The sequence below is a fragment of the Streptomyces sp. S186 genome, assembly GCF_051603415.1.
Lineage (GTDB): Bacteria > Actinomycetota > Actinomycetes > Streptomycetales > Streptomycetaceae > Streptomyces.
Genome location: NZ_CP193932.1, coordinates 5,070,581 through 5,085,387, shown reverse-complemented (window position 1 = coordinate 5,085,387; position 14,807 = coordinate 5,070,581). Strand labels below are relative to the sequence as shown.

10 protein-coding genes and 1 pseudogene are annotated in these 14,807 nt (G+C 71.4%); 5 read left to right on the top strand and 6 right to left on the bottom strand.

Annotation, left to right across the window (positions count from 1 at the left end):
- Positions 1-70 precede the first annotated feature (70 nt).
- Positions 71-199 carry a hypothetical protein gene (locus tag ACRAS8_RS21965; protein ID WP_438487701.1) on the bottom strand — a complete coding sequence of 43 codons (129 nt, stop codon included), beginning with the start codon at positions 197-199 and terminating at the stop codon, positions 71-73.
- On the opposite strand from ACRAS8_RS21965, the pseudogene ACRAS8_RS21960 reads away from it, so the two are divergent.
- Positions 150-305: pseudogene (locus ACRAS8_RS21960) on the top strand (hypothetical protein); the annotation flags it as partial. The gene ACRAS8_RS21965 and the pseudogene ACRAS8_RS21960 overlap by 50 nt on opposite strands.
- Here the strand turns inward: ACRAS8_RS21960 and ACRAS8_RS21955 are convergent.
- Positions 251-889: a TetR/AcrR family transcriptional regulator gene (locus ACRAS8_RS21955; RefSeq protein ID WP_438487700.1), complete on the bottom strand. Its 639-nt coding sequence runs from the start codon at positions 887-889 to the stop codon at positions 251-253. The pseudogene ACRAS8_RS21960 and the gene ACRAS8_RS21955 overlap by 55 nt on opposite strands.
- Positions 890-1,057: 168 nt before the next feature.
- Between ACRAS8_RS21955 and ACRAS8_RS21950 the strand changes: the two genes are divergently transcribed.
- On the top strand, positions 1,058-2,008 hold the full coding sequence (locus ACRAS8_RS21950) for an ABC transporter permease (RefSeq protein WP_438487699.1): 951 nt from the start codon (positions 1,058-1,060) through the stop codon (positions 2,006-2,008).
- A gap of 4 nt (positions 2,009-2,012) precedes the next feature.
- On the top strand, positions 2,013-2,804 hold the full coding sequence (locus tag ACRAS8_RS21945) for an ABC transporter ATP-binding protein (protein ID WP_438490563.1): 792 nt from the start codon (positions 2,013-2,015) through the stop codon (positions 2,802-2,804).
- Positions 2,805-3,100: 296 nt separating this feature from the next.
- Here ACRAS8_RS21945 and ACRAS8_RS21940 read toward each other — a convergent pair whose 3' ends face one another.
- The 3 genes from ACRAS8_RS21940 to ACRAS8_RS21930 all read right to left on the bottom strand — a co-directional run bounded on the left by ACRAS8_RS21940 (position 3,101) and on the right by ACRAS8_RS21930 (position 9,755).
- Positions 3,101-8,059 (bottom strand): NAD-glutamate dehydrogenase, encoded by a 4,959-nt coding sequence (locus ACRAS8_RS21940; protein ID WP_438487698.1) that lies wholly within the window; start codon positions 8,057-8,059, stop codon positions 3,101-3,103.
- Positions 8,060-8,481: 422 nt separating this feature from the next.
- Positions 8,482-9,144, bottom strand: coding sequence for an HAD family hydrolase (locus ACRAS8_RS21935; protein WP_438490562.1), 663 nt, complete (start codon positions 9,142-9,144; stop codon positions 8,482-8,484).
- A 104-nt stretch (positions 9,145-9,248) separates the two neighbouring features.
- Positions 9,249-9,755, bottom strand: a complete 507-nt coding sequence (locus tag ACRAS8_RS21930; protein WP_438487697.1) for a DUF6912 family protein — start codon at positions 9,753-9,755, stop codon at positions 9,249-9,251.
- Between the two features lie 280 nt (positions 9,756-10,035).
- On the opposite strand from ACRAS8_RS21930, the gene ACRAS8_RS21925 reads away from it, so the two are divergent.
- Positions 10,036-10,869 (top strand): Rv3235 family protein, encoded by an 834-nt coding sequence (locus tag ACRAS8_RS21925; protein ID WP_438487696.1) that lies wholly within the window; start codon positions 10,036-10,038, stop codon positions 10,867-10,869.
- Between the two features lie 124 nt (positions 10,870-10,993).
- Here ACRAS8_RS21925 and secA read toward each other — a convergent pair whose 3' ends face one another.
- Positions 10,994-13,816 (bottom strand): preprotein translocase subunit SecA, encoded by a 2,823-nt coding sequence (gene secA / locus ACRAS8_RS21920; protein WP_438487695.1) that lies wholly within the window; start codon positions 13,814-13,816, stop codon positions 10,994-10,996.
- A gap of 334 nt (positions 13,817-14,150) precedes the next feature.
- Here secA and ACRAS8_RS21915 point away from each other — a divergent pair, with 334 nt between their 5' ends.
- Positions 14,151-14,783 carry a GNAT family N-acetyltransferase gene (locus ACRAS8_RS21915; protein ID WP_438487694.1) on the top strand — a complete coding sequence of 211 codons (633 nt, stop codon included), beginning with the start codon at positions 14,151-14,153 and terminating at the stop codon, positions 14,781-14,783.
- Positions 14,784-14,807 lie beyond the last annotated feature (24 nt).

Here is a 14,807-nt window from a genome sequence, read left to right as displayed (position 1 = left end):
CTGGCCCTGTCCACTCACCCGTTCGGCGCCACCCGCCGTCGCGGACGACGGCCTCAGGGGCGGACTCCCCTCACCCGGAGCCGAGTTGACGGACCGCCTGCCGAACGAGCGTCGCGGACCGCTGGTTCCCGTCGTCCAGGGTCTGCTCGACGTGCGGTGCGGTGAAAGCCGAACTGCCGCTGCACGTTCGAGTCTTCACCTGCGACGCCTGCGACCTGGCCGCCCTCGCGGCCGGCGACGCGGCGCGGCGCTACTGCTCCGCGCCCAGCGCCGCCGCCACCGACCCGGCCAGCGCGTCGAGATAGCCCGCGGGCACCTCGTCGCGGACCACCAGCAGCCGCCAGTACAGCGGCCCGGTCAGCAGGTCCAGCGCCAGCCGGGGATCGACGTCCGCGGGCAGCTCGCCGCGCTCCACCGCCCGGGCCACCACCGCCGTCGCGACCCCCTCCTGACTGTCGTGCAACGCCGTCTTGAGCGCCTCGGCCAGCTCCGGGCTGCGCGCCGCCTCGGCCAGCAGGTCCGGGATGATCTGCGAGGCCATCGGGTGCCGCAGCGCCCGGGCCGCGACCTCCAGCACCATCCGCACGTCGCCGCGCAGCGTCCCGGTGTCCGGGGCCGGCAGCCCCGCCGCGGCGACCGCGGAGACCACGTCCAGGACCAGGTGCAGCTTGGAGCGCCAGCGCCGGTAGACGGCGGTCTTGCCGACCCCGGCCCGGCGGGCGATGCCCTCGATGGACATCCGGGCGAAGCCGACCGCGGCCAGCTCCTCGAAGACCGCCGCGCGGATCGCGGCGGTCTTGTCCTCCCGCAGCACGGCGGCGCCGGCCGGGGTCCGGCGCGCCCCGGGCGCCGCCGGGCCTCTCTCGCTCTCGGTGCCGTCTTTTGCCATGCCTTGATCCTAGCGGCACGACGCTACGGTTGCGTTTCGACGTACGTCCGCCCTAGTCTCGACGTCGCGACGATACGGACCCGTTCCGTCGTTGCCCGTTCCGCCCGACGCCCCGTACGACAGCGCGCCCCGCACAAAAGCGCACCCGTCTACGAAAGACATCGCCGCATGCCCCAGACCCTCGCGCCCCCGACCCCCACCCCCGGCGGCCCGGCACCCGCCCGCCCGGCCGGCCCCGGCGCCGCACCCGACCCCGAGCTGCGCGCCCTGGCCGAACGCCACGGCCTCACGGTGAGCGGCGCCCGCCCCTCGCTGTCCGAGTACACCCGCCGGCTGTGGCACCGGCGGCACTTCATCACCTCGTTCGCCACCGCCAAGCTCACCGCGATGTACACCACCGCCAAGCTCGGCCAGCTGTGGCAGGTGATCACCCCGCTGCTCAACGCCGGCGTCTACTACTTGATCTTCGGCGTGCTGATCGGCACCCGGAAGGGCGTCCCGGACTACATCCCGTACCTGGTCACCGGCGTGTTCGTCTTCACCTTCCTGCAGAACTCGGTGATGGCCGGCACCCGGGCGATCTCCGGCAACCTCGGCCTGGTGCGCGCGCTGCACTTCCCGCGGGCCTGCCTGCCGATCTCGTTCTGCCTGGCCCAGCTGCAGCAGCTGCTCTACTCCATGGCCGTGCTGGTCGTCATCCTGCTGGCCTTCGGGCAGGTGCCCACCTGGTCCTGGCTGCTGGTGTTCCCGGCGCTGACCCTGCAGTTCGTCTTCAACACCGGCCTGGCGATGGTCATGGCGCGGCTCGGCAGCAAGACCCCGGACCTGGCGCAGCTGATGCCCTTCATCCTGCGGACGTGGATGTACGCGTCCGGCGTGATGTTCAGCATCAGCGTGATCCTCAAGGGCAAGCACCTGCCGCAGATCGTGGTGGTGCTGCTGAACGGCAACCCCGCCGCGGTCTACATCGACCTGATGCGCTTCTCACTCATCGACAGCTTCACCAAACACCAACTCCCGCCGCACGTATGGGCGTTCGCGGCCGGCTGGGCGCTGCTCGCGGGGGTCGTCGGGTATGTGTACTTCTGGAAGGCGGAGGAGCGGTACGGACGTGGCTGAGCACATGGACGACACCCGGCCGACGGCGGCGGACGAGACCCGCGTCCCGACCGTCATCGCGGACGACCTGCACATCGTCTACCGCGTCTACGGCACCGGTGCGGGCAAGGGCAGCGCGACCGCGGCGCTCAACCGGATCATCCGGCGGCGCCCCTCGGCGGGCGTGCGCGAGGTGCACGCGGTCAAGGGGGTCTCCTTCACCGCCTACCGCGGCGAGTCGATCGGCCTGATCGGTTCGAACGGCTCCGGCAAGTCGACCCTCCTCAAGGCGGTCGCCGGCCTGCTCCCCGCCGAGCGCGGCAAGGTCTACACCCACGGCCAGCCCTCCCTGCTCGGCGTCAACGCGGCCCTGATGAACGACCTCACCGGCGAGAAGAACGTCCTCCTCGGCGGCCTGGCGATGGGCATGAGCCGCGAACAGGTCCGCGAGCGCTACGACGCCATCGTCGACTTCTCCGGCATCAACGAGAAGGGCGACTTCATCTCACTGCCGATGCGCACCTATTCGTCCGGTATGGCGGCCCGGCTGCGGTTCTCCATCGCGGCCGCCAAGGACCACGACGTGCTGCTGATCGACGAGGCGCTGGCCACCGGCGACCGCGCCTTCCAGAAGCGCTCCGAGGCCCGCATCCGCGAACTGCGCGAGGAAGCCGGCACCGTCTTCCTCGTCAGCCACAACAACAACTCCATCCGCGACACCTGCGACCGCGTCCTGTGGCTCGAAAAAGGCGTCCTCCGCATGGACGGCCCCACCGAACAAGTCCTCACCGCCTACGAAAACTTCACCCAGGGCTAGACCACTCTCCAGCCCCAAATTCGGCGTTTGAGGACGAGCGCAGCGATACCCCCGGCCGGCGCATCTCCAGCCCGTCCGACAAATACCAGCCCGGCCCGCAATTCCCAGCCCGGCCAGCAATTCCCAGCCCGTCCGGCGTTTGAGGACGAGCGAAGCGATACCCCGGCCCGCACGGGCCCACCACAGCCACCCCGGAAGCCCCGGCCCCGGAAACGCCAAGCGCCGGACAGGCACAATCAGCCCGTCCGGCGCTTGAGGACAAAGGGCCGGCGCCCCAAGGGCGCCGCCCCACCGCCTCAGCTATGCGTCCGCAGCAACGTCCGCATAGTCCGCATGGCCACCGAAAGATTCGCCAGATCAAACCCCTCGGACCCGTGGATCTCCTCCAACGTGGACCGCGCCCGCGACAGAATCGCCACGTTCGCCTCCTCCCACGCCTTGAACCGCTCCTCCGGCGTCGCCGACCCGTCACCCACCGACAGCACGTCCGAGGTGAGCGCGGCATGCGCCGCGAAGAGGTCCTCGCGGATCGAGGCCCGGGCCATCGACTGCCAGCGGTCGTTCCGCGGCAGCTCCAGGATCCGGTCCAGCAGCTGGTTGATCCGCAGCCGGTCGCCGAGGTCGTAGTAGACCTCCGCGACGGCCAGCGGCTCCTTGCCCGTCCGGTCCGCGATGGCGACGATGTCCAGCGCCGGGAAGACCGAGGAGAAGCCGGACACCTGGACGGCCAGCGGCTCCGGCACCCCGGCGTCGGTCAGCTCCTCCAGGATCGTCTGGTACCACTCCACGTCGCTGCCCTGCAGCAGCTTCGGCAGCTCAGCCCAGACCTGCGCCACCCGCTCCGCGAAGAAGTCGATCGTCCCGGACAGCTCCAGCGGCTGGCGGCGGTTGTTGAGCAGCCAGCGGGTGCCGCGCTCGACCAGCCGGCGCGAGTGCAGCCGGATCCGGGTCTGGACGTCGGCCGCCACGACGTTGTCGAGCGCTTCGACGTCGTCCCAGACCTGGTTGAGCCGGAAGATCGCACGGGCCGCGGTGTGCGCCCGGACGACCTCCTCCAGGGACGCCCCGGTCTCCTCCCGCATCCGGTGCAGGAAGCTCGTACCGCCGGTGTTGACGGTGTCGTTGACCAGCACCGTGGTGACGATCTCGCGGCGCAGCGCGTGCCCGTCGACCTGCTCGGTGAACTTCTCGCGCAGCGCGGTCGGGAAGTAGGCGTGCAGCAGGTGCTGGAGGTAGGGGTCGTCCGGCAGTGCCGTGTGGATCAGCTCGTCGGCCACCGTGATCTTGGTGTAGGCGAGCAGCACCGCGGTCTCCGGCTGGGTCAGGCCGCGCCCGGCGCTCAGCCGCTCCCGGATCTGCCGGTCGGTGGGCAGGAACTCCAGCGCGCGGTCCAGATGCCCGTCGCGCACCAGGCGGCGCATGAAGCGCTGCTGGGCGTGGAGCATGCTGGAGGACTGGGCGATGGCCAGCGCCAGCGCGGTGTTCTGCGCGTAGTTGTTGCGCAGCACCAGCGAGCCGACCTCGTCGGTCATCTCCGCCAGCAGCCGGTTGCGCTGCTTGACCGTCATGTCGCCGTCCGCGACGACGGAGTTGAGCAGGATCTTGATGTTGACCTCGTGGTCGGAGGTGTCCACACCGGCGCTGTTGTCGATCGCGTCGGTGTTGATCTTCCCGCCGGCCGCGGCGAACTCGATCCGGCCCAGCTGGGTCAGGCCGAGGTTGCCGCCCTCGCCGACGACCTTGACCCGCAGCTCCTCGCCGTCGACCCGGATCGCGTCGTTGGACTTGTCGCCCACGTCGGCGTGCGACTCCGTCGACGCCTTCACATACGTGCCGATGCCGCCGTTCCACAGCAGGTCGACCGGGGCCTTGAGGATGGCCCGCATCAGATCGGCCGGCGTCATCTTCTTCACGCCGGGCTCGATGCCCAGCGCCGCCCGCACCTGGGCGTTGATCGGGATGGACTTGGCCGACCGCGGGTGGATGCCGCCGCCCTGCGAGAGCAGTGCGGTGTCGTAGTCCGCCCATGAGGAGCGCGGCAGCTCGAACAGCCGGCGGCGCTCGGCGTACGAGGTCGCCGCGTCCGGCTTGGGGTCGAGGAAGATGTGCCGGTGGTCGAAGGCGGCGACCAGCCGGATGTGCTCGCTGAGCAGCATGCCGTTGCCGAAGACGTCACCGGACATGTCGCCGACGCCGACGACGGTGAAGTCCTGGGTCTGGGTGTCGTGGCCCAGCTCGCGGAAGTGCCGCTTGACCGACTCCCAGGCGCCGCGGGCGGTGATGCCCATGCCCTTGTGGTCGTAGCCGGCGCTGCCGCCGGAGGCGAACGCGTCGCCCAGCCAGAAGCCGTAGGACTCGGCGACCTCGTTGGCGATGTCGGAGAAGGTGGCGGTGCCCTTGTCGGCGGCGACCACGAGGTAGGTGTCGTCCTCGTCGTGCCGGACGACGTCCTTGGGCGGGACGACCTCGCCGGCGACGAGGTTGTCGGTGATGTCCAGCAGGCCCGAGATGAAGGTCCGGTAGCAGGCGATGCCCTCGGCCAGCCACGCGTCGCGGTCCTGCGCCGGGTCCGGCAGCTGCTTGCCGACGAAGCCGCCCTTGGCGCCGACCGGCACGATGACGGTGTTCTTGACCATCTGCGCCTTGACCAGGCCGAGGATCTCGGTGCGGAAGTCCTCCCGCCGGTCCGACCAGCGCAGACCACCGCGCGCCACCTTGCCGAACCGCAGGTGGACGCCCTCGACGCGGGGCGAGTACACCCAGATCTCGTACGCCGGGCGGGGCGCCGGCAGATCGGGGATGGCCTGCGGGTCCAGCTTCAGGGACAGGTAGGAGCGCGGCCGGCCGTCGCCGTCGTGCCGGTAGTGGTTGGTGCGCAAGGTCGCCTTGATGACGGTGAGGAAGGAGCGCAGGATGCGGTCCTCGTCGAGGGAGGCGACCTGGTCGAGGGCGCCGTCCAGCTCCTCCAGCAGTCCGTCGATCAGCTCGGTGCCGGCGCGCTGCCGCTCCGGCGACATCCGCGCCTCGAAGAGCGAGACCAGCAGCCGGGTGGTGTGGACGTTGTTGGAGAGGGTGTCCTCCATGTACGTCTGGCTGAAGGTCGAGCCGGCCTGCCGCAGGTACTTGGCGTAGGCGCGGAGCACCATCGCCTGGCGCCAGTCGAGGCCGGCCCGCAGCACCAGCTTGTTGAAGTTGTCGCTCTCGGCGGCGCCCGTCCACACCGCGGTGAACGCGGCCTGGAAGCGCTCGCGGGCGTCGTCGCCCGAGACGTGCTCGGGCATCCGCAGACCGAAGTCGTAGATCCAGGCGCGGGTGGCGTCGGCGCAGCGCAGCTCGTGCGGGCGCTCGTCGGTGACCTCGACGCCCAGGCAGTTCAGGCCGGGCAGCACCCGGGACAGCGAGACCGGCTCGCCCCGGCGGTAGATCTTGAAGCGGCGCTCGCCGGGCCCGGCGTTGACCGGCTCGTAGAGGCTGACCGAGAAGTCCCGGCCGGCCTCGCCGGTGAGCTTCTCCAGGTGCTGGAGGTCGGCGACCGCGCTGCGCGGGTTGTTGTCGGCCTTGTAGCCCTCGGGGAAGGCGTGGGCGTAGCGGCGCAGCAGCTCGGCGGCGCGCTCCTCGCCGACCTCGGCGGTCAGCGCCTCGGCGAAGCCGTCGGCCCAGGAGCGGGCGGCCTCCACCAGCCTGGCCTCGATGCGGTCCACGTCCGCGTCGGTGAGCTCGGACAGCGCGGTGCCGGGCTCGACCCGGATGAGGAAGTGCAGCCGGGAGAGCACCGACTCGGTGTTCCAGGCGGTGAAGTCGACGCTGGTGCCGCCCAGTTCCTCCTTGAGGATGTCGATCAGCCGCAGCCGGACGGCGGTGGTGTAGCGGTCCCGCGGGAGGTAGACGAGGGCGGAGTAGTAGCGGCCGTACTCGTCCTGGCGGAGGTAGAGCCGCAGCCGGCGGCGCTCCTGGAGGTAGAGCACGCTGGTGGCGATGGACCGCAGCTGGTCCGGCGGGGTCTGGAACAGCTCGTCGCGCGGGTAGGTCTCCAGGATCTGGAGCAGGTCGCGGCCGTCGTGGCTGTGGGGGCTGAATCCGGCGCCGTCGAGGACCTCGGCGACCTTGCGGCGGATCACCGGCACCCGGCGCACGGACTCGGTGTACGCGGCGGAGGAGAACAGGCCCAGGAAGCGCCGCTCCCCGATGACGTTGCCCTCCTTGTCGAACTTCTTCACGCCGACGTAGTCGAGGTAGGAGGGCCGGTGAACGGTGGCGCGGCTGTTGGCCTTGGTGAGGATCAGCAGCTTGGGCTCGCGGGCCTTGGCGCGGGCGTCCGCGGGCAGCCGGTTGAAGGACGGCGAGACGGGGTGGCCGGCGTCGCTCTCGCGGTGCGCCGGGTCGGAGCGCAGGATGCCCAGGCCGGTGCCGGGGACCGCGGTGAGGACGTCCTCCTCCCCGCCGTCCTCACAGGGCGCGGAGGCCAGCTCGTACTCGCGGTAGCCGAGGAAGGTGAAGTGGTCGTCGGAGAGCCAGCGCAGCAGCTCGCGGGCCTCCTCGACATCCTGTGCGCGGATGTCGTCGGCGATCGGCTCGCCGGGCAGGTCCTCGGCGATCCGCAGAGCGGCGGAGCGCATCTTGTCCCAGTCCTCGACGGCCTCGCGGACGTCGGACAGCACCCGCAGCAGATCCGCGGTGATCTGCTTGAGGTCGTCCTTGTCGGTCTCGCGGTCCATCTCGACGTGGATCCAGGACTCGGTGACCGCGTCGTGCGGCCGCTCGGCGGCCTTGCCGCCGCCGTTGGGCCCGTGCACGTCGCCGTTGACGTCCAGGACCTCGATCAGCTTGCCGGTGACGTCCCGCCGCACGGTCAACTGCGGGTGGATCACGACGTGGATGCCGCGGCCCTGTCGCGAGAGCTCGTTGGTGACCGAGTCGACCAGGAACGGCATGTCGTCGGTGACCACCTCGACGACGGAGTGGCTGCACGTCCAGCCGTTCTCCTCGACGGTGGGGGTGTGCACCCGGACGTTCGCGGTGCCCTGGGGCCGGTGCTCGGCGAGGCGGTAGTGGGAGAGTGCGGCGCCGAAGACGTCGACCGGGTCGCGGTCGGTGAGGTCCTCGGGGGCGGTGTGCAGGTAGTAGCGCTGGAGGTATCCCGCGAGGGTGTCCGGGTCCAGTCCGCGGGCCGGGGTCTTGCCCCCGGCCGGGCTCTCACCTACCCGGGCGGCCCTCGCGAGCAGCTCGTTCTTGGCTTCGTCCAGCTTGGTCTGCATGTCCTCTGGCTCCTGTCGCGCGCCGTTGCGTGACGTCGTGGAAAAACGTGGGAAGGGCTGCGAAAGCCGCACAACGCCCTCGCGACGCGGGGTGTCCGGTCGCTGTCGACGCTATGCCGCGATGGGGGGAGGCCGTGCCGTCGTCGACGGGATGTGACGGAGTCGACGCGGATCGGCGGCCGCAACGGTCAGCGGTCGCCCGGTCACGGTCGTGTCCCGGGCGCTCGGCGGGGGCCTTGCCGCCCCCGCGGACTATCGCGCTGATCACGGTGCCAAGGCTATCTCTCCCGGCGAGCGGCCCGTTATGCGCCGTGCACGTAAAACCACGCCCTTAACTTGGCCCTTCTGGACAAAGGGGCGCCGGGACGGCGTACGCGCGCTGCATGGTGACGGGCGTCCGCGGCGGCAGCCGGGCCGGACCGCTAGCTCGCGAGGTCCTCCGCGACCTGCACGGCCTCGGCGAGACTGTCCACCACCGGCACCCCGGCGGCCGTCAGACTGCTCCGGCTGTGCGACCCGCCCGTGTACAGCACCGCGTGCGCTCCGGCGTCCCGCGCGGCCACCGCATCGTCGACGGCGTCCCCGATCACCACCGTACGCCCCGGATCGACGCTCTCCAGCGCCGCCAGATGACGCACCATGGACGCGCTCTTCGACCCCCCGGACGGACCCGTGCGGCCCTCGACGCGTATGAACCGCGAGGCGATGCCCAGCCCGCGCACCAGGGGTATCAGCTCGTCGTGGCCGAACATGCTGAGGATCGACTGGCTCCGCCCGGCCCCCTGCCAGGCCGCGAGCAGCGCCTCGGCGCCCTCGGCGAGGCCGCACCCGACCCGCTGCTCGGTGTAGTGCCGGTGGAAGGCGGCGTCCATCACCAGCCACTCGGCCTCGGTGGGCCGCCGGCCCATCAGCCGCTCGTAGAACACCGGCACCGGCACGCAGTACAGCTCGCGGTACCGCTCCAGCGTGATCGGCTCCAGGCCGATCTCCGCGAAGGCGGAGTTGGTCGCCGCGATCACGGCGTCGATGTCGTGGAACAGGGTGCCGTTCCAGTCCCACACGATGTGTGCGTCGGGCTTCCTCATGCCGTCCCCCCGGTCCTTCCCCCGTGCGTCTGCCATGGGAAAAACCGTACCCGCCGCCACTGACAACGCCCGCCGGGGACGGGCCGCGGCCGCCGCGCCGGGCGTCACGCCAGCAGCTGCGGGATCTCCTGCACCCCGAACCACATCAGGTCGTGGTCCTCGGCGCCGTCCACCGTGAACTGCGCGTCGTCGTCGCCGAGATCGGCCGCGCCCAGCGCCGCCGCGGCCGCCGCCACGTCCTCCGCCGCGTCCACGGCGTCCACGTGCACCGCCGCCGCCTTCGACAGCGGCACCGGCCCGGCGAGCCGCACCTCGCCCAGGGCAGACTGGTCCAGCCCGCGGTCCGGGTCCACGGTCGCGCTCCGGTCCGGCACGTCCACCGCCACCACGACCCGCCGCCGGGGCGCCTCCGGGTGCCCGGCCAGGAGCCGCAGCGACGCCTGCGCCGCGCGGTTGAGCGCCGCGTACTCCAGCTCCTCGATGTCGTCCGAGACGTACCACTCCCGCAGCGCGGGCGTGACGGCGTACGCGAGCAGCGGGCCGGCCCCCAGCTCACCGCTCTTGTGTGCCTCAGCGAGCCCGGAAAGCGTCAGGGGGACGTAGACACGCATGGCAGCCGCTCTCGCTAGATCCAGAAGAATGCCCAGCCAGCATACGGCGGTGCGTCCCCCTTCGTGCCGCCCGGGAGCCGCCCGTCCCGCCGTCCGCCCGACCGGCCGGTGCCCCGCGCGCGGCCCGTGATCCCGGGCCGGTGCCACGGACGGGTGAAAATCTCCCGCCGCACCGCGGCCGGCCGGGCGCCTTGCCGCCTCCCGCACCCCGCCGACAAGATCGCACACCACAAGCTACCGCCCGGTAATGACTCCGGGCCCGGCACGAGGGGGCACCGCGATGACGGACACGACCAGCGACAGCACCGCCGCGACCGGCACGACGACCGGCACCACGACGGACGCCCGCCGGGCCCCGTCCGCCACCGCACCGCACGGCCCGCGCCCCGACCGCCCGGCCCCCGACACCGCCACCGGCACCCCGGCCCCCGCCCCGACCGTCCCCCACCCCCGCCGCTCCCCCGCCGACGCCGGCACCACCGACGCCTCCGATGCCTCCGACGTCTCCGACGCCCCGTACAGCGGTCCCACCACTCCCACCGCTCCCGCCCAACCGCCCGTGACACCGGCACCCACCCCGTCGCCCGGCGCCCCGCGACGCACCCCTCCCCCGCCCCGCCGCGGCACCCGGCGCCCCACCGGCCCCGCCGGCCGCGGCCCGGGCGCCGCCGGCAACCGCGGCCCCACCCGCACCCCGTACCTCTCCCGCACCACCCCACAGCACCGCCCCGCCCCGGGCCCGCTCCCCACCCCGGGCGCCCGGCTCCGCGCCCAGGAGAACCGGCCCCACCTCTGGTTCGCCCACCAGCTCCTGCTCGCCCTGAGCGGCCAGCGCCCCGTCCACGTCCTCCTCGGGCACGCCCTGCCCGCCGCCTACGACCGCCTCGCCGAGCTCGCCCCGCTGTCACCGCTGCGCCCCTACGTGGCCCCCGGCCTGCGCGCCCCCGTCCCGGCCCTGCGCCAGTGCGGCCTGTGCCGCCCCCGCGAGGGGGTCATCGAGGCGTTCGCCCGGATCACCACCGGCGCCCGCCTGCGCGCCCTGGCGTTCCGCCTGGAACGAGGCACCGACGCCCGCTGGCGCTGCGCCGCCCTCGACATCGGACCGCTGCCCTAGGACCCGACAGGTCCCGGCCACGCCCCGGCCACGCCGGCCGGCGCGCCCGGGCAACGCAAAGGGCGCCCCGGCCGGCCATGGCCAGGGCGCCCTCCGCTTCCGTCTCCGCCGCGGAGCGGACCGCCTACTTCTTGCGGCGGCGCCCCGCGCTCTTCTGCGCCTTGCGCCGCTCCGCACGCGTCAGCCCGTCGGACTCCGAACGCGCCGGGCCGTCGCCGTCCGCGTCACTGACGAAGTCGCCCTCGATGACGCTGCCGTCGCCGTCCACCTTGGGCGCGGTGAAGTGCAGCCGGTCGGGCCGCTGCGGCGCCTCCAGGCCCTTGGCGTGGATCTCCGGGCGACCCGCGCCGGCCGCCGCCGGAACAGCCTCCTCAGCCTGCTCCGCGGCCTCCTCCACCGGGACCTCCTCGACCTGCTGCTCCACCTGGACCTCCAGGTTGAACAGATAGCCGACGGACTCCTCCTTGATGCCCTCCATCATCGCGGTGAACATGTCGAAGCCCTCGCGCTGGTACTCCACCAGCGGGTCCTTCTGAGCCATCGCCCGCAGGCCGATGCCCTCCTGGAGGTAGTCCATCTCGTAGAGGTGCTCACGCCACTTGCGGTCCAGGACGGACAGCACCACGCGGCGCTCCAGCTCCCGCATGATCTCCGAGCCGAGCTGCTCCTCGCGGGCGGCGTACTGCTCGTGGATGTCCTCCTTGATGGCGTCGGCGATGAACTCGGCCGTCAGGCCCGCCCGGTCGCCGACCTCCTCCTCCAGCTCCTCGATGGTCGCCTTGACCGGGTAGAGCTGCTTGAACGCGCCCCACAGGCGGTCCAGATCCCACTCCTCGGCGAAGCCCTCGACGGTCTCCGCCTGGATGTAGGCGTCGATCGTGTCGTCCATGAAGTGCTTGATCTGCTCCTGGAGGTCCTCGCCCTCCAGGACGCGGCGGCGCTCGCCGTAGATGACCTCGCGCTGGCGGTTGAGGACCTCGTCGTACTTCAGGACGTTCTTGCGGGTCTCGAAGTTCTGCTGCTCGACCTGCGACTGGGCGGAGGCGATCGCCCGCGTCACCATCTTGTTCTCGATCGGCACGTCGTCGGGCACGTTGGCCATCGCCATGACCCGCTCGACCATCTGCGCCTTGAACAGCCGCATCAGGTCGTCGCCCAGGGAGAGGTAGAACCGCGACTCGCCCGGGTCGCCCTGCCGGCCGGACCGGCCGCGCAGCTGGTTGTCGATACGCCGCGACTCGTGCCGCTCGGTGCCCAGGACGTAGAGCCCGCCGAGCTCCTTGACCTCCTCGAACTCCGCCTTCACGGCCGCCTCGGCGCGCTCCAGGGCGGCGGGCAGCGCGGCCGCCCACTCCTCCACGTGCTCGACCGGGTCCAGCCCCATCTGGCGCAGCTCGGTCTCGGCGAGAGTGTCGGGGTTGCCGCCGAGCTTGATGTCCGTACCGCGGCCGGCCATGTTGGTGGCGACCGTCACGGCGCCCTTGCGGCCGGCCTGGGCGACGATCGACGCCTCCCGCTCGTGCTGCTTGGCGTTGAGCACCTCGTGCGCGATACCGCGCTTCCTGAGCTGCTGCGAGAGGTACTCGGACTTCTCGACCGAGGTGGTGCCGACCAGGATCGGCTGGCCCTTCTCGTGCTTCTCGGCGATGTCCTCGACGACCGCGTCGAACTTCGCGGGCTCGGTGCGGTAGATCAGGTCCGCCTGGTCCTTGCGGACCATCGGGCGGTTCGTCGGGATCGGGACCACGCCGAGCTTGTAGATCTGGTGGAACTCGGCGGCCTCGGTCATGGCCGTACCGGTCATGCCGGAGAGCTTGTCGTAGAGGCGGAAGAAGTTCTGCAGGGTGATCGTGGCGAGCGTCTGGTTCTCGTCCTTGATCTCCACGCCCTCCTTCGCCTCGATGGCCTGGTGCATGCCCTCGTTGTAGCGGCGGCCGGCGAGGATACGGCCGGTGTGCTCGTCGACGATCATGACCTCGCCGTCGATGACGACGTAGTCCTTGTCGAGCTTGAACAGCTCCTTGGCCTTGATCGCGTTGTTGAGGTACCCGACCAGGGGCGTGTTGACCGACTCGTAGAGGTTGTCGATGCCCAGCCAGTCCTCGACCTTGGCGACACCGGACTCGTGGATGCCGACGGTGCGCTTCTTCTCGTCGACGTCGTAGTCGCCGGTCTCCTCGATACCGCGCTGCGGGTTGGCCGGCTCGCCCCGCTTGAGGCGCAGCACCAACTTGGCGAAGTCGCCGTACCACTTGGTGGCCGAGTCCGCCGGGCCGGAGATGATCAGCGGCGTACGGGCCTCGTCGACCAGGATCGAGTCGACCTCGTCGACGATCGCGAAGTTGTGGCCGCGCTGGACCAGTTCGTCCTTCGACCACGCCATGTTGTCGCGCAGGTAGTCGAAGCCGAACTCGTTGTTGGTGCCGTAGGTGATGTCGCAGTTGTACTGCTCGCGGCGCTGGGCCGGCGTCATGTCGGCCAGGATGCAGCCGACGGTCAGGCCCAGGAACTTGTGGACCCGGCCCATCATCTCGGAGTCGCGCTCGGCGAGGTAGTCGTTGACCGTGATCAGGTGGACGCCCTTGCCGGACAGCGCGTTCAGATACGCCGGGAGGGTACCGACCAGGGTCTTGCCCTCACCGGTCTTCATCTCCGCGACATAGCCGAGGTGCAGGGCGGCGCCGCCCATGAGCTGGACGTCGTAGTGCCGCTGGCCGAGCACGCGCTTGGCGGCCTCACGGACCGTGGCGAACGCCTCGGGCAGCAGGTCGTCGAGGCTTTCGCCGTCGGCGAAGCGCTGCTTGTACTCGTCGGTGAGCGCGCGCAGCTCGGCGTCGGAGAGGGCCGCGAAGTCCTCCTCGATGGAGTTCACCTGGCCCGCGATGCGGTGCAGCTTGCGCAGGATCTTTCCTTCGCCTGCACGCATGATCTTCGTCAAGACGGACACTTGGGCTGGTCTCCTTGCCGGTCGGGCCTGCACGGTCGAGTGCGCGGGCGCGGCATGTTTCCAGGGGGCAGGCCCCGCCGCAACGGCCATCGTAAAGGAGGACGCTGTCCGGCCGGGAGGTCCGCCGCAGCCGATGCCCGCCGACCCCTCGCCACGTCAACGCACGAGCCCGCGAGAAGGTGCCGGAAAAGTTTCCGCCGAAGCGCCCGAACGGTACCCGCGAAAAGTTCCGGGAAAGATCCCGCCAACCGTCCCGTACACGGCTCCGGCGGTCGCCCCGGGAACACGGCGAAAACGGTTCGCAGCAGACCCCACGGCGCAGCAGACTCACCCTATGAAGCCCGTCACGCTCACCACCGACCGCCTCCTGCTGCGCCCCTTCGAGCCCGCCGACGCACCCGCGGTGCACGCCGCCTGCCAGGACCCCGACATCCCCCGCTGGACCGTCGTCCCCTCGCCGTACGGCCGCGACGACGCGGAGCAGTACGTCGGCACGGTCGTCCCCGACGGCTGGCGGGACGACACCGCCTACACCTTCGCGGTGGTCACCCGGGCCGACGGGACGCTCGTCGGCTCCATGGGCCTGGTGCGGCTGGACCGGCTGCGCACGGTGGAGCGGCAGGCCGAGCTCGGCTACTGGACCGTGAAGGAACAGCGCGGCAAGGGCTACACCGCGGAGGCGGCCGGCGCCGTGGTGCGCTGGGCCTTCCGCGAGCTGGGCGTGGAGCGCATGGAATGGCTCGCCGAGGCCGGCAACGCGGGCTCCTGGGCAGTCGCCCGCAAGGTCGGCTTCCAGCGGGAGGGCACCCTGCGCGCCAAACTGGTGCACGGCGGCATCCGCCGGGACCTGTGGATCGGCTCCCTGCTCCCGTCCGACCTGCCCCGGGAAACCGCCCCCGACGCCCCCGCCGGCCCGGCCACCATCCCGGCCCAGGAACCCACCCCCTACCTCCCCTACCCCCGCTGACCTGCACAAACACTCAAAGCCCAG